This is a genomic window from Ochrobactrum sp. RH2CCR150, from assembly GCA_014138095.1.
Lineage (GTDB): Bacteria > Pseudomonadota > Alphaproteobacteria > Rhizobiales > Rhizobiaceae > Brucella > Brucella gambitense.
Window position 1 is genome coordinate 604,217 of sequence record JACGXE010000002.1, and the last position, 18,582, is coordinate 622,798.

Below are 18,582 nucleotides of genomic sequence, written 5' to 3' on the forward strand. Positions count from 1 at the left end.
CGAAAATAGTAGCTCTAAAAAAGAAAAAAATCGAAAGCTACGCGAAAAATTGTGAAGGGCTGTGGATTATTTCGGGGCTCGACACTGAAGACGAGGCGGTCAGTCAACCGTATCGGAGACTGACGCCGCTGTCTTGCGCGAAAAAGAAAGGAGGCCCTGGAAGGCCTCCTCGACACCATATTCAGATACAAAGCTGGTGCGGCGGCTTACGCCCCCCAGGTGCGTTCAAGCACGTCGATCCAGTTTTTATGGGCAAGCTTGACGATGGAAGCGTCGTCATAACCATGCTTGCGGAACGTCTCGATCACACGCTGAAGGTCGGCGACGCTGTGCAGGCTGTTCGAGATCGTTGTGCCGTCAAAATCCGAACCAAGGGCGAGATGATCGATGCCGATGCGGTTGACGATATAGTCCGCATGGCGCACGAGTTCGTTCAGATCGGTATTCGGGTCGCGTCTGCCATCCTCGCGCAGGAAGCCGACGCCGAAATTCAGGCCGACAAGACCGCCAGTATCGCGGATAGCGTCGAGCTGCCGGTCAGTCAGATTGCGACTCTGCTGGCAAAGCGCATGGGCGTTGGAATGTGATGCAACCAGCGGTGCGTCGGACAGCGCTGCGATATCCCAGAACCCTTTTTCATTCATATGGGACAGATCGACCATGACCTTCAATTCATTGCAGGCGCGGATGAGCGCCTTGCCGTGATCGGTCAGGCCCGGTCCGATATTCGGCGATGAAGGAAAGCGGAAGGGAATGCCATGCGCAAAAATATTAGGGCGGCTCCAGACGGGGCCCAGCGTTCTCAGGCCCGCAGCATGCAGAACGTAAAGCGCGTCGAGGCTCTCATCGAAAGCTTCCACGCCTTCAATGTGAAAGACGGAAGCGAAAATGCCATTGGCGAATGCATCACGAATGTCTGCAGCCGTCCGGCAGATGCGCACTTGTCCTTCCGACTTGCGTTCGATGTTTTGCAAGATTGCCGCCATGCCTAGCGTCGCCTTCATGGCGTCCGGCTGGCTTGGCGTCGGCAGATTGCCATCGGCATCCAGTTCTCGGGCGGGGGACGGAACATAAACCGCGCATAGTCCACCGCCCAGGCCGCCTTTGCGGGCACGGGGCAGGTCGATATGGCCGACGTCCTCACCTTCAAGAAACCGCTTTTCCGGTGAAGGCTTGTTGGAAGACCACAAGCGCAGCAGAACGTCATTGTGCCCATCGAATACCGGAATCAGTTGGTCTGTCGCCATCTTGGGAGTTTTCCTTCACGCTGATCGTTCAGTTCATGGGGGTAGTGGACCCGCAGAAAGCAAATTGCAAACGAGTTTTCTGCAACATGTGTCGCATGTGACGCTGTCTGGCGGTCTTGCGTGGACAAGAGAATCCGCATTATCTGCGATCCGGCCACAATCACACGGAATGCCGCCCCCGATGCTTCTTGAAAAAGCAAGCATTCGGCATCCTGGGTCGTGGAACAGCTCGGCGGCGGGGGAATGCGCGCGCAGAGAGCGTTGAAATGCAAGAGCTGTCTGACGGAGATTTTATGTCAATGCATGCAGACTGGAACGCTGCCTCGCAGGCCGCGAAGGTCTATTCGAGAAGCTGGGCGAAAGACGAGCCCGGTGGTGTAATTATCGGTTTTGATCTGGACGGGGTCAAATTTGCCTATGCAGGCGGGCTGGAAAGCCTCGCAACAGGTGTTCCGTTTACGGCCAACACCGTCGTGCGCTATGCCTCCATCACCAAGCATTTGTTCTGCGCCATGGTTCTCAGCCATAGTGATGTCATCAGCCTTGATGATCGCCTTGGCGACCATCTGCCGGAGCTGCAAAGCCCACTGGCCGATGTGACCGTGGGCCGCGCACTGGACATGACCGGCGGTCTGCCCGATACGCGCGAATGCCTGACGCTGCTTGGTCTTTCCGTCTATACGCAGACCGAAGCAAACCAGCTTCTGGATTTTCTGGCTTCGCTGACGCGGCTTAATTTCGAAGCAGGCAGCGAAATCTCCTATTCCAATACCGGTTATCGGCTGGTGGAAGCCGCGCTCGAACGCAAGGGCTTCCGTTTCCGCGATTTCATACAATCCGAAGTTTCGGTACCGCTCGGACTATCCCTCAGCACGCCCGACGTGTGGAACGATCCGATACGGGGATTAGCGCCGGGTTACTGGCAGTCGGGTGACAAATGGCAATTGAGTGCCGCTGGCTTGCACCTCTCGGCTTCGGGCTGCCTCGTCGGCAGCGGCATGGCCTTAACCATATGGGCGCAGGCGCTGCTGGAGGGCGAGGGCGCCTATAGGGGGCTGCTCGCCAATCTGTCAGCCGAGCGCAACCTGTCGAACGGACGTCCCACAGGCTATGGTTTGGGCCTGCGCTGGAACGGGATCGACGGCAAGGCATTTGTCGGACACGGCGGTTCGCATCCCGGTTACAAGAGCTATTTTCTGCTCGACCCGCAGGAAAAAAGCGGCATGGTTGTCGTCTCCAACCGGGAAGACGCCAACACGTATAAAATCGCACGCGACTGCATGGCCGCTCTATACGGCTTACAACTGCCCGACACCAGCTGCGCTATTCCCGATGGGCTCTACGTCGCTGAGACCGGCCCGCTATGGCTGGAAATGCGTAATGGCGTCGCAAACTGTCTTGATGCGGAAGACACGTTGTACAATGTCGGGGATGGCTGGTCTTCGTCCCTTTCGGCGTCGTCGCCGATCAAGCTGCGCTGGACGGGCGAGGTGCTGGAAGGCGAAATCGGCTATGCTCCGTGTCGTCTGATACCGGCGTCGGTAACACCTGCCGGCAGAGAACTGGATGGCCACTGGCAGGCATCAGCCTATGGCGCCAGTTTCGATATCAAGGACGGGCATGTGATTTCGGGTATAGGCCCAACGCGCCGCGCCATGCCGCTGGAAGACATTGGCAAAGGACGCGCGCTTTTTACGTTGCAGGATGGCCCGTGGACACGGCGCGTCTGTCTGCACCAGCTCGATGATAATCGTCTCGAACTGGTTTTGAGCCGCAGCCGCATTATGGAATATCAGCGGTAAAACAAGGCGATGTTTGGCGAAGACGCGGCGGAAGGGCGACCTTACCGCCGCGTCTTGCATTATGATAACCTCTTTTGAATTGATTCAGGTGTGAACGGAGTAAGCGATGCTGGAACGGATGATCGATCAGGGTGCAGGCCGCGAACCTGCCGATATCGTGCTGAAGGGTGGCCGCTTCTTCGATCTGGTCACCGGCGAACTCGTGGAAAGCGATATTGCGATCTGCGGGGATCGCATTGTCGGCACGTTTGGCACCTATTCCGGTAAGCAGGAAATCGACATTACGGGACGCATTGTTGTTCCGGGTTTTATCGATACGCATCTGCATATCGAATCCTCGCATATCACGCCGCATGAATTCGATCGCTGCGTGTTGCCGCAAGGTGTGACGACGGTGATCTGCGACCCGCATGAAATCGCCAATGTACTGGGCGCGGAAGGTATCAAATACTTCCTCGACAGCGCGTTGGAAACCGTGATGGACATTCGCGTTCAGCTGTCGAGTTGTGTGCCCGCCACCCATATGGAAACGGCGGGTGCGGAACTGTTGATCGGTGATCTTCTCCCCTTTGCGGATCATCCGAAGGTGATCGGCCTTGCCGAGTTCATGAATTTTCCGGGCGTTCTGGCCAAGGACCCTGAATGTATGGCGAAGCTGCAGGCTTTTCAGGGGCGGCACGTTGATGGTCACGCGCCGTTGCTGCGCGGCAAGGACCTGAACGGTTACATCTCTGTCGGCATTCGCACCGAGCACGAGGCGACAAGCGCGGAAGAAGCGCTGGAGAAGATGCGCAAGGGCATGCATGTTCTGGTGCGCGAAGGTTCGGTCTCCAAGGACCTCAAGGCGCTGATGCCGATCATCACGGAGCGTCATGCGCAGTTTCTGGCGCTTTGCACCGACGACCGCAATCCTTTGGATATCGCCGATCAGGGCCATCTCGATTATCTGATCCGCACCGCTATTGCCGGTGGCGTGTCGCCTTTGGCCATCTATCGCGCGGCCAGTGTTTCCGCAGCACGCGCTTTCGGCCTGTTCGACCGTGGACTGGTGGCTCCGGGGCAACGCGCCGATCTCGTCGTCATCGACAGTCTGGAAGATTGCCATGCCGAGATTGTCCTCTCGGCAGGACGTGTGGTTTCAGAAGACCTGTTTGCCCAGCGCAAGACAATTGCCGAGGTGGGGCGCAACAGCGTGAAGGCGCAGCGCGTGGGTGCCGCCAATTTCCGTTCGCATTCAAACAGCGGCAAGACGCGCGCCATCGGCATCATTCCCGGCAAGATCATCACCGAAAGCCTCGAATTCGAGCTTAAAGTCGGTCCGAAGGGCGTTGAACCAGATCTTGAACAGGATGTCGTGAAAATCGCGGTGGTCGAGCGTCACGGCAAGAACGGAAACATCGCAACAGGCTTTGTGCATGGTTTTGGGCTGAAAGCTGGAGCGATTGCTTCGACCGTCAGCCATGACAGCCACAATATCTGTGTCGTCGGAGCATCGGACGAGGATATCGCCGTCGCCGCTAACCGGCTTGGCGAAATCGAAGGGGGCTTCGTTGTCGTGCGGGATGGCAAGGTGCTGGCCGAGCTGCCTTTGCCGATTGCCGGGCTTATGAGCGACCAGCCTTACGAGGTGGTGCGTGAGGAGTTGCGCAAGCTGCGCCATGCAGCCGAAGAGCTGGGCTCTGTTCTCGAAGAACCGTTCCTGCAACTGGCTTTTGTCGCGCTGCCGGTGATTCCGCATCTGAAGATCACCGATCGCGGTCTGGTCGACGTGGACAAGTTCGAATTTGTCGGCAACTGAGCGCAAGCTCAGTTTTGCTGGCGAATTGTTGAACTCGGCTTTGAAAAGAGGTCCAGAAAAGCAAAAATCCCGGACAAAGCCGGGATTTTGATAGTGCCTGCTGGAAACTGGAGCGGGCGAAGGGATTCGAACCCTCGACCCCAACCTTGGCAAGGTTGTGCTCTACCCCTGAGCTACACCCGCTCGCGCCAGTTTCGACCTGAAAACGTTTCCGAAGGAAGTCGTTTCCGTCAGGCAGGCGGTATATGGACTAAGGCTTTTCGGAATGCAACAGGGAAATTACAATAAAATGTCGTTTTTCGGAGATTGTCCAAAGTTCCGTTCGGGTGGTTACAGCCGTGCAAACCATGGTCTATAAGCCTGAACGGAACAATTTGAATATTGAATAGAAATGGGTGGAATCATGGCCTTGTCGCCGAAGGAGCTTCTCGATCACCTGCAAAACCTCGGCATCGAGGTGACAACCGTTGAACATCCGCCTTTGTTCACGGTTGCGGATTCTCAAGGGTTACGCGGTGAAATTCCCGGCGGGCACACGAAAAACCTGTTCCTGAAAGACAAGAAGGACAATTTCTTCCTCGTGACCGTGGAAGAAGATGCCGTGGTCGATCTGAAGTCGATCCATCAGGTGATTGGTGCGGCAAGCCGCGTTTCGTTCGGCAAACCGGAGAAGCTCCTGGAATATCTGGGTGTCATTCCCGGATCAGTGACCGTCTTTGGCGCGATCAATGACCGTGACCACAATGTTCAGGTTATTATCGATGCCGATCTGATGAAATATGATGTCATCAACGGGCATCCGCTGACCAATGAAGCGACCACATCGATCCAGCGCGAAGACCTGATCACCTTCCTGAAATCGACCGGTCATGAACCGCGTATCCTTGCAGTATCAGAAGGTGCGAAGGCAGACGCAACGGTATAGACTACGCGTCTTGAAATCCGCCGGAACAGATACAAATTGATTGGCACGAACTGAAAGATCGACACCGGCTGTGATGCGGGGTGCATGAACGGGCCGGAAGATATGAGGAATATTCCATGACCAGCCAGAACAATCCTTACGCCAATGCGGGCGGCCAGATGACGGCAAATGTTTCTTTCGGTTCGACACCGGCGCCAGCGGGCGGATCGGATCTGATCAAGGATACGACAACTGCGGCATTCCAGACCGACGTTCTGGCCGAATCGCGCCAGCAGCCGGTTCTGGTCGATTTCTGGGCCCCCTGGTGCGGACCCTGCAAGCAACTGACGCCGGTCATCGAAAAGGTGGTCAAGGAAGCGGGCGGTGCGGTCAAGCTGGTCAAGATGAACATCGACGATCATCCGTCCATTCCGGGCCAGCTCGGCATTCAGTCCATTCCGGCTGTTATCGCCTTCGTCAATGGTCAGCCGGTTGACGGTTTCATGGGCGCATTGCCGGAATCGAAGGTGAAGGAATTCATCGCCAAGATCGGCGGCCCGAGCGATCAGGAAAACGCCATTGCCGAGGCGATTACTGCCGCGCAGGAACTGCTTGAGTCCGGCGACTATGTGCAGGCTGGCGACATTTTCAATTCCATCCTTCAGGCCGCGCCCGACAATGTCGATGCGATTGTCGGTCTGGCATCCTGCGTTCTGGAATCGGGCGATGCGGAACAGGCGCGCGAAATTCTCGCCACCATTCCGGCCGACAAGCAGAATGCAGCCTCGGTGCGCGCGCTTGAAGCCAAGCTGGCCCTTGCCGATCAGGTCAAGCTGATTGGTGATCCGGTTGAACTGGAAAAGCGCCTTCAGGCCGATCCACAGGATTATCAGGCGCGTTTCGATCTGGCGCAGGTGCGCAACGCGCAGGGCCGTCGCGAAGATGCTGCCAATGAACTGCTGACCATCATGAAGGCCGATCGCAGCTGGAACGAAGACGGCGCGCGTATGCAACTGCTCCAGTTCTTCGAAGCATGGGGCAATACGGACCCGGCGACGCTTTCGGCACGCCGGAAATTGTCTTCGTTGCTGTTTTCATAAGCGAACAGAGCAGCGTGAAACAGGACTACCGGGATGCTGCGCGCAACAACTGCGCGGAGCATTCCAAAGGAGGTTGCAATGCAAGTGGGTAATGCCCGTTACAGAACGGGTTCCGACATACCGGATCTGGTTCCGGTATTTCCGCTGAAAGGTGCACTGCTTTTGCCCGGCGGCCAGCTTCCGTTGAACATATTCGAGCCGCGTTATCTGGCGATGATTGAAAGCGCGCTCGCTGGCAAGCGGATCATCGGTATGATCCAGCCGCAAATCGACGACGAGGAAGATGACGACGAGATCGTCAATGAACTCGATGAAAGCCTGCGCCCGCCGCTGAGCAGTATTGGCTGCCTCGGCCGCATAACGACCTATGCGGAGACCGGCGACGGTCGATTGCTGATCACGCTTCAGGGCATTTGCCGCTTCCGCGTGAAGGAAGAGGTCAATTGCCGCCAGCCTTATCGCCAATGCCGCATCATGCCGTTTCTGACCGATCTGGAAGAAGTGCGCGATACGGCGGATATTGACCGCGAAGCGTTGCTGCGCGCCTTCCGGGATTATCTCGAGGCGCATAATCTGGAAGCCGACTGGGAGAGCATCGCCCGCGCCGGAAACGAAACGCTCGTCAATGCGCTGTCGATCATGTCGCCATTTGGTCCTGCGGAAAAACAGGCCTTGCTGGAGGCGCCAGACCTCAAGACACGCGCCGCGACGTTGATCGCCATTACGGAAATGGTGCTGGCGAGAGTGAAAGACGACGATTACGGATCGCGCCTGCAATGATCCGGAGGATATGAAATGGTGAATGAAACGACCGATACGGGCAGCATTGATGTGCGCCTTCTTGAGCTGCTTGTCTGCCCGCTGACCAAGGGTCCGCTGGAATATGACGCAGAGCATAGCGAGCTGATTTCGCGCAAGGCAAAGCTTGCCTATCCGGTGCGCGGCGGCATTCCGATCATGCTGCCATCTGAAGCACGCACACTGGTGGACTGACCGTTCCATCGGTTATTTAATTTCTGCACAGGCCTCGATCTTTTTCATAAGTTTCATGCCTGCTGATTGTTGCCTGCCACGCAACAGGGCTCTATAACCCTCCCGGAACTTTGAAAAACAATTTCGGAAGACGCCCGGTTTTTCGTGATTGTGCATTGAAAAACAGAGGCTTGGCATTATGGCAACCAGAAAACTTCTTCTCCTGCCCGGCGATGGCATCGGTCCCGAGGCCATGGCGGAAGTCCGCAAGATCATCGCTTACCTCAATTCGGACCTCAAGCTCGGCTTTGAAACCGAGGAAGGCCTTGTTGGCGGTTGCGCTTATGACGCGCATGGTCAGGCGATTTCGGATGCCGATATGGAGAAGGCGCTGGCTGCCGACGCCACGCTGTTCGGCGCTGTTGGCGGCCCGAAGTGGGATAGCGTGCCTTATGAAGTGCGCCCGGAAGCTGGTCTTCTGCGTCTGCGCAAGGACATGCAGCTTTACGCAAACTTGCGCCCGGCTATCTGCTATCCCGCGCTCGCCCATTCCTCTTCGCTGAAGCCGGAAGTGATCGAAGGCCTCGACATTCTGATTCTGCGCGAATTGACGGGCGGTGTTTACTTCGGCGAGCCGAAGGAAATCATCGATCTCGGCAACGGCCAGAAGCGCGGCATCGACACGCAGGTTTATGACACCTACGAGATCGAACGCATCACCGATGTGGCTTTCGAGCTGGCACGCACGCGCCGCAACAAGGTCACCTCGATGGAAAAGCGCAATGTGATGAAGTCGGGCGTGCTCTGGAATCAGGTCGTCACCGCGCGTCACAAGGAAAAGCATTCCGACGTGGAACTGGAGCATATGCTGGCGGATGCTGGCGGCATGCAGCTCGTTCGCTGGCCGAAGCAGTTCGACGTTATTGTGACCGACAACCTGTTCGGCGACATGCTGTCGGACGTCGCGGCGATGCTGACCGGTTCGCTCGGCATGTTGCCGTCGGCATCGCTTGGCGCAGTCGACGCCAAGACCGGTAAGCGCAAGGCGCTTTACGAGCCGGTACATGGCTCGGCACCGGATATCGCTGGCAAGGGCATTGCAAACCCGATCGCCATGATCGCTTCGCTTGCCATGTGCCTGCGTTATTCGTTCAATCTGGTTGCCGAAGCTGATCGCCTGGAAGCTGCGATTGCCGGTGTTCTCGACGACGGCATCCGCACGGCGGATATCTGGTCGGAAGGCACGACCAAGGTTGGCACCACCGAAATGGGTGATGCAATCCTCGCCAAGTTCAAGGCGCTTTCGGCTTAATCACAAGCTGAAGAATTGCGAATTTGGAAAGCCCGCTGGATAATACCAGCGGGCTTTTCTTTTCGAGAATAGATGCCCGATTTGAGGCTGTAATTTCCGGATAGACGGATAAGAATGCGTGTCATGTTGTTCACGCTCCCAAACCAAGACAAACTTTATGACGCGTTGTTGGCCCGCGATGCCTCTTATGAGGGCAGGGCCTATGTCGGTGTCGTCTCGACCGGCATTTTTTGCCGCCTGACTTGCCCCGCGCGGAAACCGCGCCGGGAAAACTGCCGCTTTTTCGCTTCGGTTGCCGAATGCATGGCAGATGGTTTTCGCGCCTGCAAAAGGTGTCATCCGTTGCAGCCCGCTGCAGAAGCGGAGCCTTTCATCAAGCGATTGCTCGACGCTTTGGAGGCTGATCCCGAACGGCGCTGGAGCGAAGACGATGTCGCGCGGATGGGGCTTGATCTCTCCACGGTGCGGCGCAGTTTCCGGCGACATTTCGGCATGACATTTCTGGAAATGGCGCGACAGGAGCGTTTGCGCCATGGCTTTCAGGCCTTGGCTGACGGGGGCCGGGTCATCGACGCGCAGATTGATGCGGGTTTTGAATCGCCCGAAGCGTTTCGCAGCGCCTTTGCCCGCATTCTCGGTCTTCCACCGGCAAAACTGCGTGGCGACGGCCTGTTGCGCGCCGATTGGATCAAGTCGCCGCTCGGTACGATGATTGCCATTTGCGATGCGAAGAATCTGCATCTGCTGGAATTCGCCGACCGCAAGGCGCTCTCCGCCGAGTTGAAGAAACTTTATGCAACCTGTCGCGGCGATATCGGCATTGGCCGCTTCGGCACGCATGATCTGGTCGAGCGGCAGTTGAACGCGTTCTTTGAGGGCAGGTCGCCGACCTTCAATCTGCCGATGGTCTTGCATGGCAGCGCCTTCACGCAATCCGTGTGGCGTGAACTTCAGACGATTGGGGCAGGGGAAACGCGCAGCTATAGCGAGTTGGCGCAAGCCATCGACAAGCCGCTTGCTGTGAGAGCCGTTGCGCGGGCCAATGGCGCTAACCAGATTGCCATTATCATCCCGTGTCATCGGGTAATCGGTGCCGATGGGTCGTTGACGGGGTATGGCGGTGGTCTCTGGCGTAAACAGAAACTGATTGAGATCGAAGCGCAATATCGCTGAAATTCCGTACGCAGACGCAAAAACGCCGCCCCTTAAAGGCGGCGTTTCGCATTATCGTTGATACAGGATTAGTCGAGCTTGTGCAGGTCGACGCCTTTGGTTTCCTTCACGAAGATCATGCCGATCACGAAGGTGATGGAAGCGATGACAATCGGATACCAGAGGCCATAGTAGATGTCGCCCTTGGCCGCGCTGAGTGCGAACACTCCAGCCGGAAGCAGACCGCCGAACCAGCCGTTGCCGATATGATAAGGCAGCGACATCCCGGTGTAGCGGATGCGGGTCGGGAACATTTCCACCAGGATTGCAGCGATTGGGCCGTAAACCATCGTCACATAGATGACGAGGATGGTCAGGATCGCAATCGTCATGACCCAGTTCACCTTGGCCGGGTCTGCCACCATCTTGAATGCGCCTGCATTCGGGATGGTGTAGACGGCCTGATCGGCGCTGACGCCGAGACCTTCGGCTTCAGTCTGGGTCAGGAGCTTCTGCTTGACCAGATCAGCAGCAGGAACCATCGCCTTATCGCCACCGCGGACAGCATCAGCATTGAGCTGGAGTTCCGGATTGGCAGCAAGGAAAGCATCAAGCTTGCTATCCGGCACCTTTGCGGGATCACGCACCAGCGGGAACCCTGCCTTCTGGAGAGCCAGATTCAGGCCATGGGCGAGTTCAGCCTGCTTGGCGGCAGCACCTGCACCTGCCTGAACAGCGTCATAGGACGTGATCGTTGCATCGCCGATGGTGACGGTTGCAGGCGTGCCAGCCGCAGCGGTCTGTACGACCTCATAAGGCACCGAACTCTTGGCGAGGAAGCTGGTCGCGACATCGCAGGAGCTGGTGAACTTCGACGTGCCTGTGGCGTTGAACTGGAAGTTACAATCGCCAGGTGCCGCGGTGACCGTTGCCTTGATGGTCTGTTCAGCCTGAGCCAGTGCCGGATTGGCGGCATTGGTCAGCGCCTTGAACAGCGGGAAGTAGGTCACAGCCGCCAAAAGCAGACCGGCCATAATGATCGGCTTGCGACCGATCTTGTCCGACAGCCAGCCGAAGAAGACGAAACCACCGGTGCCGAGCAGAAGGGCGATGGCCACCATGATATTGGCTGACTGGTTTTCCACCTTCAGAACGTTCTGAAGGAAGAACAGCGCATAGAACTGGCCGCAATACCAGACCACGGCCTGACCGGCGGTGAGGCCGAACAGTGCGATAAGCGCGATCTTGGCATTCTTCCACTGACCGAAAGCTTCGGAAAGCGGCGCCTTCGAGGTCTTGCCTTCCTCCTTCATGCGCTTGAATGCAGGCGACTCGCTCATCTGCATGCGAATCCAGACGGAAATGCCGAGCAAAAGGATCGAGACGAGGAATGGAATACGCCAGCCCCAGGCTGCGAAGGCTTCCTTGCTCATAACCGTCTGGATGCCGAGGATCACGAGCAGCGACAGGAACAGACCGAGCGTTGCAGTGGTCTGAATCCATGAGGTGAAGAAGCCGCGACGGTTATTCGGCGCGTGTTCTGCGACATAAGTCGCCGCACCACCATATTCACCGCCGAGCGCGAGACCCTGCAGCATACGCAGCGCGATCAGGATGATCGGAGCCAGAATGCCAAGTGTCGACGAGCCGGGCAGAAGACCGACCAGAAAGGTCGATGCGCCCATGATGACGATGGTCACGAGGAAGGTATATTTACGTCCGACGAGATCGCCAAGGCGGCCGAAGACGAGCGCACCGAATGGACGCACCAGAAAGCCCGCAGCAAAAGCCAGCAGGACGAAGATATTGCGTGTTGCTTCTGGATATTCGTTGAAAAAGGCTGCGCCGATAAAGGAAGCGAGCGTTCCGTAAAGATAAAAATCGTACCATTCAAAGACGGTACCAAGCGACGATGCGAAGATGACTTTGCGTTCTTCGCCCGTCATTTTTTGCGTGCCGACGTCGGCACTTGACGAGACTGCCATTAATCTGTCCTCCCAAACAGAGCCCCTTATGGGCAATGCAAGACTGCGCTTCATTCGCCGTACAAATGTAAGCCAGTCCGATACGCCAACTTGTCTCCCAACAAGAGAGCGCACTCCTCACAAAATTATGATGAACCTAAAAAGGAGATTCGGGCAGTAGTCTTTAGTATGAGACAAAAACGACAGCTTGACGCCGGCTCGTGGTTACTTGTGGCGTAAAAAAATACAGGGCGGGAGCGGTGGAGAATTGACTCCATTTATAAAGCGCGTAAAAGCAATCCCGAACGAAGGAGAAATCGCGTGGATCGCGTTACCGTAGCGTCAGTTTCGTATGGAGCTGCCGGCATTATTGCCGGGGCAGCACGCATGCCTTCGATTACCAAAAAACTCACGGCCATCACTAAAACGACCACGAAAACGGTCTGATTCCCTTGGCCTGCTCGCCCTCTCCCCGGGTCTGGCCCGGGGACGGATAACCCGCGTGGCCTGCGGGGTTCCGGATCTGGAAGCGGAGAGGGACAGGAGACGAAAAATGGGTTTCAAGGTAGCAGTTGTCGGCGCCACCGGTAATGTCGGGCGCGAAATGCTCAATATTCTCGAAGAACGCGGTTTCCCGGCTGATGAAGTTGTTGCGCTCGCATCGCGCCGCAGCCAGGGCACCGAAGTATCTTACGGCGACAAGACGCTGAAGGTTCGCGCGCTCGACACTTATGATTTCTCCGATACGGACATCTGCCTGATGTCTGCTGGCGGCAATATTTCGAAGGAATGGTCGCCGAAGATCGGCAAGCAGGGCTGCGTCGTCATCGATAACTCGTCGGCCTGGCGTTACGATATGGAAGTGCCGCTGATCGTGCCGGAAGTTAACCCGGACGCTATCGATGGCTTCACCAAGAAGAACATCATTGCCAACCCGAACTGCTCGACTGCTCAGCTCGTTGTGGCTCTGAAGCCGCTGCATGACGCTGCCAAGATCAAGCGCGTCGTTGTTTCGACCTACCAGTCGGTTTCCGGTGCGGGCAAGGAAGGTATGGACGAGCTGTTCGAACAGTCGCGCGCTGTTTTCGTGGCTGATCCTGTCACGGCAAAGAAGTTCACGAAGCGTATCGCGTTCAACGTGATCCCGCATATCGATGTTTTCATGGAAGACGGCTACACCAAGGAAGAATGGAAGATGGTGGCCGAAACCAAGAAGATGCTTGATCCGAAGATCAAGCTGACGGCAACGGCAGTGCGCGTTCCGGTCTTCATTGGTCATTCTGAATCTGTGAATATCGAGTTCGAAAACCCGCTTTCGCCGGAAGAAGCTCGTGAAATCCTGCGCGAAGCGCCGGGTTGCCAGGTTATCGATAAGCGCGAAGACGGCGGCTACATCACGCCATATGAATCCGCTGGCGAAGACGCAACCTATATCAGCCGTATCCGTGAAGACATTACGGTCGAAAACGGTCTGGCCATGTGGATTGTCTCAGACAATCTGCGCAAGGGTGCAGCGCTCAACACGATCCAGATTGCAGAACTGCTGGTGGCTCGCGGCCTGATCAAGCCGAAGGCACTTGCAGCCTGATAGGCCTGCTATCTTGTGAAATGCAAAAGGCGCCGGGAAACCGGCGCTTTTCTTTTAAGGTGTTTTGTTAGCGTTCCACGCTGCCGGCCAGATTGCTGCGAATGTCGAGCAGGCGGGTGCGTAGCTCCTTCAGGTCATCGACTGGCTGGCCGAGTGCGCAGAATATCTGGTCCGGTACAGACTCAGCCGCTTCCCGTAATTTAAAGCCTTCGTCGGTAAGCGTGATACGCACTTGCCGTTCGTCCTGTGGGTCGCGGCGGCGCGTGATGCGGCCTGCCGTTTCCAGCCGTTTCAAGAGTGGCGTCAGTGTGCCGGAGTCGAGATTGAGCTTCGTGCCAATTTCGGAAACGGTCTGGTCGTCCTTCTCCCACAGCACCAGCATCACCAGAAACTGCGGATAGGTCAGGTCCAGCTTGCTCAGGATCGGCTGGTAGGCGCGCGTCAAAGCGTTCGCGGTCGAATAGATCGCAAAGCAGACCATGTTCGAAAGTTTGAGAAATGAGTCCTGTGTCATGCGCCAATCCCTTCAAACGCATTTTCGCGCTTTGCTTTGATAGCATAAATGATGCGCAATTGCATTGTGCATCACATAATTGTGAGAAATCATTTTGCAAAATTAGATTGCGCGCAATTTAATAATCGATAGCTTGTGTGTGGAGATGAATTCAACCGAAGGAGAAACCCTATGCCTATTCTGTACACCACCCAGTCGACAGCAACCGGCGGACGCACCGGCAGCGCCAAGACCGCAGATGGTCGCCTGAGCGTCGTGCTCGACACGCCAAAGGAGCTTGGCGGTCAGGGCGGCGAGGGCACCAATCCCGAGCAGCTTTTCGCATCGGGCTATGCAGCATGCTTCCTTGGCGCGTTGAAGTTCGTGGCTTCGAAGGAAAAGGTTGCCATTGCAGCCGACAGCACGGTCACGGCTACTGTTGGTATCGGTCCGCGCGAGGACGGTACTGGCTTCGGTCTCGATGTTGCGCTGGAAGTGGCGCTTCCGGGTGTCGAAAAGGCAAAAGCGGAAGAGCTGGTGCAGGCCGCTCACATCGTTTGCCCATATTCGCATGCCACGCGCGGTAATATCGACGTGCGCCTGAGCGTCGCCTGACCCAAATAAAAAGGCGCCCGATGAGGGCGCCTTTTTCAATCGATATCCAACAAGCGTTATTCCGCCTGAGCTTCGATGGCTTCCATGTCATCGTCTGACAGGCCGAAGTGATGGCCAATCTCGTGAATCAGCACATGGGTGATGATATCGCCCAGCGTTTCCTCGTTTTCAGACCAGTAATCGAGAATGGCGCGCCGATAGAGCGTGATGCGGTTCGGACCTTCACCCGTCTGCAGGCTGAAACGCTCGCCAATGCCTCGACCTTCAAAAAGCCCGAGCAGGTCGAACGGCGTATCCAGCCCCATATCTTCGATGATCTGGTCTTCAGGAAAATCGGCGATCTGGATGACAATGTCGCCGCACAACGCGCGGAACTCCTGCGGCAGATGCGCAAGAGCTTCAATCGCGATGGATTCAACTTCGTCCAGCGAGGGCGAGAAACGTCCCGCCCAGTCGCCGCTTTGATCTTCTCGGGCCATTCCAGCCAATCGTGTCCTATTCAATTGCTCAGGCCACCGGGCTTGCGGGCCGCGTATAACGCATTGTGTGTCATCAGGCCCAGGGACGCAGTTCGGCGCGCTTGGCTTCGAACGTGTCGATGCTCTTCGCCTTTTCCATGGTCAGGCCGATATCGTCCAGACCGTTGAGCAGGCAGTGGCGCTTGAAGTCGTCGACGTCGAAGGAAATCGTGCCGCCGTCAGGGCCATGGATTTCCTTTGCTTCGAGATCAACGGTGAGGGTGGCATTGGCGCCGCGCGACGCGTCGTCCATCAGCTTGTCGAGATCTTCCTGACTGACCTTGATCGGCAGAATGCCGTTCTTGAAGCAGTTATTATAGAAGATGTCGGCAAACGAGGTCGAAATCACACAGCGGATACCGAAATCGAGCAGAGCCCAAGGGGCATGCTCGCGCGAGGAACCGCAGCCGAAATTATCGCCCGCGACCAGGATCTGGGCGTTGCGATAGCCCGGTTTGTTCAGAACGAAATCAGGGTTTTCGGAACCGTCTTCGTTAAAGCGCATTTCCGCAAACAGACCCGTGCTCAAGCCCGTGCGCTTGATCGTCTTCAGGTAATCCTTCGGAATGATCATATCCGTGTCGATGTTGACGATCGGCAGGGGAGCGGCGACGCCGGTGAGCTTGGTGAACTTATCCATGTCCTGAACCTGTCGGTTGGGTATTAGCTATGTTGCGAACTGGTTTACATCAGCATTGCCGAGAGTCAACGTTTCAGGCCAAAACTGCCCAATAGGTCGCAACCTGCGGCGGATTTATCGAACCATCCAGACCGTTTTGAGGCGATCCGGACGGTTCGACTGTCGAATGATGCGCATAATCCTGTCGGAAAAGCGCGTCAACCTTTCTGAATCATGCGCTGCAAATGCCACATCCGCAATTATTGGACATTCAACACCACGCCGCCACTCTCGCTGCCGGTCAGGCGGCGGGATTTTCCGTCGCTGCCGACAACAATCGTAAAGCGTCTGCGGCGCATCGACATGTTCGGAGAAACAGCGACATCAATCGCCGGTTCGAACTGCAATGTAATCCGCCACAGATCGGGCTTGATGGTTTCCTCAACGCCGATGATACGCGCGTCGAAGGGCGTGGTGTGAAACATGCCGGAGGTGCGCTGGCCGACACGATAGGGCGCAGTGTCGTCCTGAACGGCGACCGGCATGGCTTCGGCCTTGCTGCCAGTGGCGGAAAGCGTGTTCCAGTCACGGGTGCCCGACTGACGGGCCACGAGATCGAGCGCCTTGCCGTGGCTGATGGTAATACCTTCCTCGCTCAAAGCCTGCCGCAAACGGCGAGCCTGATGCTTGAAGTCAATAGTGGTGTGTCCAGCGGTCATAGCTGTGGTCATTGTTTTCGCTCCTGATTGTGAGCGGCGTTTTCATGAACGGGTGCCCGCATTGCCGTTTCTGCCGTCACGGGACAGGAACGTTTACTCCGAATGCTTTACCGTGGCTTGAAACCTGCGGGCGGCTGGCGCATTCAACCGAAGGCTGGAAAATAGGCGGGCAGGGCCCGGATTTCAAGCCCCTGCTTTTGCGGGGTGTTTAACCCGTGTCCGAGGGTTGCACCGTGCCGCAGTTCCGTGCACAAATCGGCTATGAAAACAATCGCTCGTCCTCGCCGTTCCGTCCTGTTTGTCCCGGCTGCCAATCCGCGCGCTCTGGAAAAATCGCTGACGCTTGAAGCCGATTGCGTGATCTACGATCTGGAAGATTCCGTTGCGCCAGAGGCAAAGCAATCGGCGCGCGAGGCGTTGGCTGCGCATTTTGCTGCCCATCCGAAACCAACGTTCGAGCGGATCATCCGCGTCAATTCCGGCGAGACTCCTTGGGGCAAGGATGATGTAGCCGCTGCTGCCGACATGGGGGCTGACGCCATTCTCCTGCCGAAAGTCGAGCGCCCGCAGGATATTATCGATGCCGCCAACCGGCTTGATCGCAAGGATGCCGATCCATCTGTCGGCGTTTGGGCAATGATCGAAACCCCACGCGGCATTCTCAACGCGGATGAGATTGCCATGCTGGGCCATCGCTCGGCAGTGCGGCTCGCCTGTTTCGTTGTTGGCCCGAATGATATTGCGCGGGAAACCGGTGTTCGCCCGCAAGCCGGACGTCCTTATCTTGTGCCATGGCTAATGCAGATCATTCTCGCAGCGCGCGCTGGCGGGTTTACCGTTCTTGATGGCGTCTTCAACGATTTTCGCGATCAGGTTGGTTTTGAAGCGGAATGTTTGCAGGGAGCCGCGATGGGCTTCGACGGCAAGACGCTGATTCATCCGGGCCAGATTGAGCCCGCCAATCGCGCCTTCTCGCCAACGGATGAGGAAGTGGCGCATGCGCGGGCCGTCGTAGAGCTGTTCGCACAACCGGAAAACGCTGATAAGGGCGTTGTGTCACTTGATGGTCAGATGATCGAACGCCTGCATCTGGAAATGGCCGAAAGGTTGCTCGCGAAAGCAATTCCAGCAAAAGCGTGAAACGGTTTTGCGTTCGGAAATGCTAAAGAACAAAGAACTAATTTAAAAAGGAAGACTGACCATGAAGCTCTATCGTTTCATCACCGGACCGGATGATTCCGCATTCTGTCACCGCGTTACGGCGGCGCTCAACAAGGGCTGGCAGCTTTATGGCTCGCCGACCTATGCTTTCAACGCGGCAACCGGCGTGATGCAGTGCGGCCAGCCGGTCGTGAAGGAAGTCGACGGCGTTGACTATACGCCGGATATCAAGCTCGGCGAATACTGATGGCTGTCCGCCGCATCGTCACCAATATCGCCACAGATGACGTGGCCGCCGCCAAGCGCTTCTATGGTGATGTTCTGGGCCTCGATGTGGTGATGGATCACGGCTGGATTGTTACTTATGCAGCCGATGCGCAGGCGCGCGTACAGATCGCATTCGCGACAGAAGGCGGCTCGGGCACGCCGGTGCCCGATCTCTCCATCGAGGTGGACGACGTGGATGCGACGCTGGAGCGGTGCGTCGCAGCCGGGTTTGCCATCGAATACGGTCCAGCTGACGAGGAATGGGGCGTGCGCCGTTTCTTCGTTCGCGATCCCTATGGGCGACTGGTCAACATCCTTACCCATAAGTAATTTAAAAGGCCGGTTTCCCGG

At 56.8% G+C, this 18,582-nt stretch carries 19 protein-coding genes and 1 tRNA gene; 13 read left to right on the top strand and 7 right to left on the bottom strand.

All coding sequences use genetic code 11. The features are described from left to right. Positions 1 to 206: 206 nt before the first annotated feature. Entirely contained in the window at positions 207 to 1,247 is a 1,041-nt protein-coding gene (locus FHW03_RS06415; RefSeq protein WP_182519863.1) for a dipeptidase, read from the bottom strand. A gap of 293 nt (positions 1,248 to 1,540) precedes the next feature. Between FHW03_RS06415 and FHW03_RS06420 the strand changes: the two genes are divergently transcribed. Next, on the top strand, positions 1,541 to 3,049 hold the full coding sequence (locus tag FHW03_RS06420) for a serine hydrolase domain-containing protein (protein WP_182519864.1): 1,509 nt from the start codon (positions 1,541 to 1,543) through the stop codon (positions 3,047 to 3,049). A 106-nt stretch (positions 3,050 to 3,155) separates the two neighbouring features. Further along, complete coding sequence (gene ade, locus FHW03_RS06425) at positions 3,156 to 4,847, top strand: adenine deaminase (protein ID WP_182519865.1); 1,692 nt, start codon at positions 3,156 to 3,158, stop codon at positions 4,845 to 4,847. A 108-nt stretch (positions 4,848 to 4,955) separates the two neighbouring features. Here ade and FHW03_RS06430 read toward each other — a convergent pair. After that, positions 4,956 to 5,030 (bottom strand) — tRNA-Gly (locus FHW03_RS06430). A 220-nt stretch (positions 5,031 to 5,250) separates the two neighbouring features. Between FHW03_RS06430 and FHW03_RS06435 the strand changes: the two genes are divergently transcribed. The 6 genes from FHW03_RS06435 to FHW03_RS06460 all read left to right on the top strand — a co-directional run bounded on the left by FHW03_RS06435 (position 5,251) and on the right by FHW03_RS06460 (position 10,308). Next, the gene (locus FHW03_RS06435; protein WP_151590556.1) at positions 5,251 to 5,772 is read left to right on the top strand and encodes a prolyl-tRNA synthetase associated domain-containing protein; all 522 of its coding nucleotides are present in this window, start codon (positions 5,251 to 5,253) and stop codon (positions 5,770 to 5,772) included. A 116-nt stretch (positions 5,773 to 5,888) separates the two neighbouring features. Then, on the top strand, positions 5,889 to 6,851 hold the full coding sequence (trxA, locus tag FHW03_RS06440; protein ID WP_182519866.1) for a thioredoxin: 963 nt from the start codon (positions 5,889 to 5,891) through the stop codon (positions 6,849 to 6,851). A 78-nt stretch (positions 6,852 to 6,929) separates the two neighbouring features. Next, on the top strand, positions 6,930 to 7,631 hold the full coding sequence (locus tag FHW03_RS06445) for an LON peptidase substrate-binding domain-containing protein (RefSeq protein WP_182519867.1): 702 nt from the start codon (positions 6,930 to 6,932) through the stop codon (positions 7,629 to 7,631). A gap of 15 nt (positions 7,632 to 7,646) precedes the next feature. Then, entirely contained in the window at positions 7,647 to 7,844 is a 198-nt protein-coding gene (locus tag FHW03_RS06450; RefSeq protein ID WP_210276438.1) for a Trm112 family protein, read from the top strand. A gap of 178 nt (positions 7,845 to 8,022) precedes the next feature. Then, entirely contained in the window at positions 8,023 to 9,135 is a 1,113-nt protein-coding gene (gene leuB / locus FHW03_RS06455) for a 3-isopropylmalate dehydrogenase (protein WP_078336896.1), read from the top strand. A gap of 123 nt (positions 9,136 to 9,258) precedes the next feature. Further along, positions 9,259 to 10,308 (top strand): trifunctional transcriptional activator/DNA repair protein Ada/methylated-DNA--[protein]-cysteine S-methyltransferase, encoded by a 1,050-nt coding sequence (locus FHW03_RS06460; RefSeq protein ID WP_182519868.1) that lies wholly within the window; start codon positions 9,259 to 9,261, stop codon positions 10,306 to 10,308. A gap of 68 nt (positions 10,309 to 10,376) precedes the next feature. On the opposite strand, the gene FHW03_RS06465 is transcribed toward FHW03_RS06460, so the two are convergent. Continuing rightward, positions 10,377 to 12,272, bottom strand: coding sequence for an MFS transporter (locus tag FHW03_RS06465; RefSeq protein ID WP_182519869.1), 1,896 nt, complete (start codon positions 12,270 to 12,272; stop codon positions 10,377 to 10,379). Between the two features lie 532 nt (positions 12,273 to 12,804). On the opposite strand from FHW03_RS06465, the gene FHW03_RS06470 reads away from it, so the two are divergent. Then, positions 12,805 to 13,839, top strand: a complete 1,035-nt coding sequence (locus FHW03_RS06470) for an aspartate-semialdehyde dehydrogenase (RefSeq protein WP_182519870.1) — start codon at positions 12,805 to 12,807, stop codon at positions 13,837 to 13,839. Between the two features lie 67 nt (positions 13,840 to 13,906). Here the strand turns inward: FHW03_RS06470 and FHW03_RS06475 are convergent, their stop codons facing one another. Further along, positions 13,907 to 14,353: a MarR family transcriptional regulator gene (locus FHW03_RS06475; protein WP_182519871.1), complete on the bottom strand. Its 447-nt coding sequence runs from the start codon at positions 14,351 to 14,353 to the stop codon at positions 13,907 to 13,909. Between the two features lie 171 nt (positions 14,354 to 14,524). On the opposite strand from FHW03_RS06475, the gene FHW03_RS06480 reads away from it, so the two are divergent. Continuing rightward, positions 14,525 to 14,947, top strand: coding sequence for an organic hydroperoxide resistance protein (locus tag FHW03_RS06480; RefSeq protein ID WP_078336900.1), 423 nt, complete (start codon positions 14,525 to 14,527; stop codon positions 14,945 to 14,947). A gap of 56 nt (positions 14,948 to 15,003) precedes the next feature. Here FHW03_RS06480 and FHW03_RS06485 read toward each other — a convergent pair whose 3' ends face one another. The 3 genes from FHW03_RS06485 to FHW03_RS06495 form a co-directional block, all read right to left on the bottom strand. Beyond that, complete coding sequence (locus FHW03_RS06485) at positions 15,004 to 15,426, bottom strand: metallopeptidase family protein (protein WP_078336901.1); 423 nt, start codon at positions 15,424 to 15,426, stop codon at positions 15,004 to 15,006. Positions 15,427 to 15,499: 73 nt separating this feature from the next. Further along, entirely contained in the window at positions 15,500 to 16,105 is a 606-nt protein-coding gene (gene leuD / locus FHW03_RS06490) for a 3-isopropylmalate dehydratase small subunit (RefSeq protein ID WP_182519872.1), read from the bottom strand. 239 nt (positions 16,106 to 16,344) lie between these two features. Then, a complete protein-coding gene (locus FHW03_RS06495; RefSeq protein ID WP_182519873.1) occupies positions 16,345 to 16,815 on the bottom strand; it encodes a glyoxalase superfamily protein in 471 nt (156 codons plus the stop codon). 249 nt (positions 16,816 to 17,064) lie between these two features. Between FHW03_RS06495 and FHW03_RS06500 the strand changes: the two genes are divergently transcribed. The 3 genes from FHW03_RS06500 (at position 17,065) to FHW03_RS06510 (ending at position 18,561) form a co-directional block, all read left to right on the top strand. After that, on the top strand, positions 17,065 to 17,943 hold the full coding sequence (locus FHW03_RS06500) for a CoA ester lyase (protein ID WP_182519874.1): 879 nt from the start codon (positions 17,065 to 17,067) through the stop codon (positions 17,941 to 17,943). A gap of 61 nt (positions 17,944 to 18,004) precedes the next feature. After that, entirely contained in the window at positions 18,005 to 18,211 is a 207-nt protein-coding gene (locus FHW03_RS06505) for a DUF1737 domain-containing protein (protein WP_078336905.1), read from the top strand. Beyond that, positions 18,211 to 18,561: a VOC family protein gene (locus FHW03_RS06510; RefSeq protein WP_182519875.1), complete on the top strand. Its 351-nt coding sequence runs from the start codon at positions 18,211 to 18,213 to the stop codon at positions 18,559 to 18,561. The genes FHW03_RS06505 and FHW03_RS06510 overlap by 1 nt, the downstream gene beginning before the upstream one ends. Positions 18,562 to 18,582 lie beyond the last annotated feature (21 nt).

What these genes read in the sequence shown, in the direction of transcription:
- FHW03_RS06415 (WP_182519863.1), bottom strand. Translation starts at nt 1,247, where the DNA reads ATGGCGACAGACCAACTGATTCCGGTATTCGATGGGCACAATGACGTT.
- FHW03_RS06420 (WP_182519864.1), top strand. Translation starts at nt 1,541, where the DNA reads ATGTCAATGCATGCAGACTGGAACGCTGCCTCGCAGGCCGCGAAGGTC.
- ade (WP_182519865.1), top strand. Translation starts at nt 3,156, where the DNA reads ATGCTGGAACGGATGATCGATCAGGGTGCAGGCCGCGAACCTGCCGAT.
- FHW03_RS06435 (WP_151590556.1), top strand. Translation starts at nt 5,251, where the DNA reads ATGGCCTTGTCGCCGAAGGAGCTTCTCGATCACCTGCAAAACCTCGGC.
- trxA (WP_182519866.1), top strand. Translation starts at nt 5,889, where the DNA reads ATGACCAGCCAGAACAATCCTTACGCCAATGCGGGCGGCCAGATGACG.
- FHW03_RS06445 (WP_182519867.1), top strand. Translation starts at nt 6,930, where the DNA reads ATGCAAGTGGGTAATGCCCGTTACAGAACGGGTTCCGACATACCGGAT.
- FHW03_RS06450 (WP_210276438.1), top strand. Translation starts at nt 7,647, where the DNA reads ATGGTGAATGAAACGACCGATACGGGCAGCATTGATGTGCGCCTTCTT.
- leuB (WP_078336896.1), top strand. Translation starts at nt 8,023, where the DNA reads ATGGCAACCAGAAAACTTCTTCTCCTGCCCGGCGATGGCATCGGTCCC.
- FHW03_RS06460 (WP_182519868.1), top strand. Translation starts at nt 9,259, where the DNA reads ATGTTGTTCACGCTCCCAAACCAAGACAAACTTTATGACGCGTTGTTG.
- FHW03_RS06465 (WP_182519869.1), bottom strand. Translation starts at nt 12,272, where the DNA reads ATGGCAGTCTCGTCAAGTGCCGACGTCGGCACGCAAAAAATGACGGGC.
- FHW03_RS06470 (WP_182519870.1), top strand. Translation starts at nt 12,805, where the DNA reads ATGGGTTTCAAGGTAGCAGTTGTCGGCGCCACCGGTAATGTCGGGCGC.
- FHW03_RS06475 (WP_182519871.1), bottom strand. Translation starts at nt 14,353, where the DNA reads ATGACACAGGACTCATTTCTCAAACTTTCGAACATGGTCTGCTTTGCG.
- FHW03_RS06480 (WP_078336900.1), top strand. Translation starts at nt 14,525, where the DNA reads ATGCCTATTCTGTACACCACCCAGTCGACAGCAACCGGCGGACGCACC.
- FHW03_RS06485 (WP_078336901.1), bottom strand. Translation starts at nt 15,426, where the DNA reads ATGGCCCGAGAAGATCAAAGCGGCGACTGGGCGGGACGTTTCTCGCCC.
- leuD (WP_182519872.1), bottom strand. Translation starts at nt 16,105, where the DNA reads ATGGATAAGTTCACCAAGCTCACCGGCGTCGCCGCTCCCCTGCCGATC.
- FHW03_RS06495 (WP_182519873.1), bottom strand. Translation starts at nt 16,815, where the DNA reads ATGACCACAGCTATGACCGCTGGACACACCACTATTGACTTCAAGCAT.
- FHW03_RS06500 (WP_182519874.1), top strand. Translation starts at nt 17,065, where the DNA reads ATGAAAACAATCGCTCGTCCTCGCCGTTCCGTCCTGTTTGTCCCGGCT.
- FHW03_RS06505 (WP_078336905.1), top strand. Translation starts at nt 18,005, where the DNA reads ATGAAGCTCTATCGTTTCATCACCGGACCGGATGATTCCGCATTCTGT.
- FHW03_RS06510 (WP_182519875.1), top strand. Translation starts at nt 18,211, where the DNA reads ATGGCTGTCCGCCGCATCGTCACCAATATCGCCACAGATGACGTGGCC.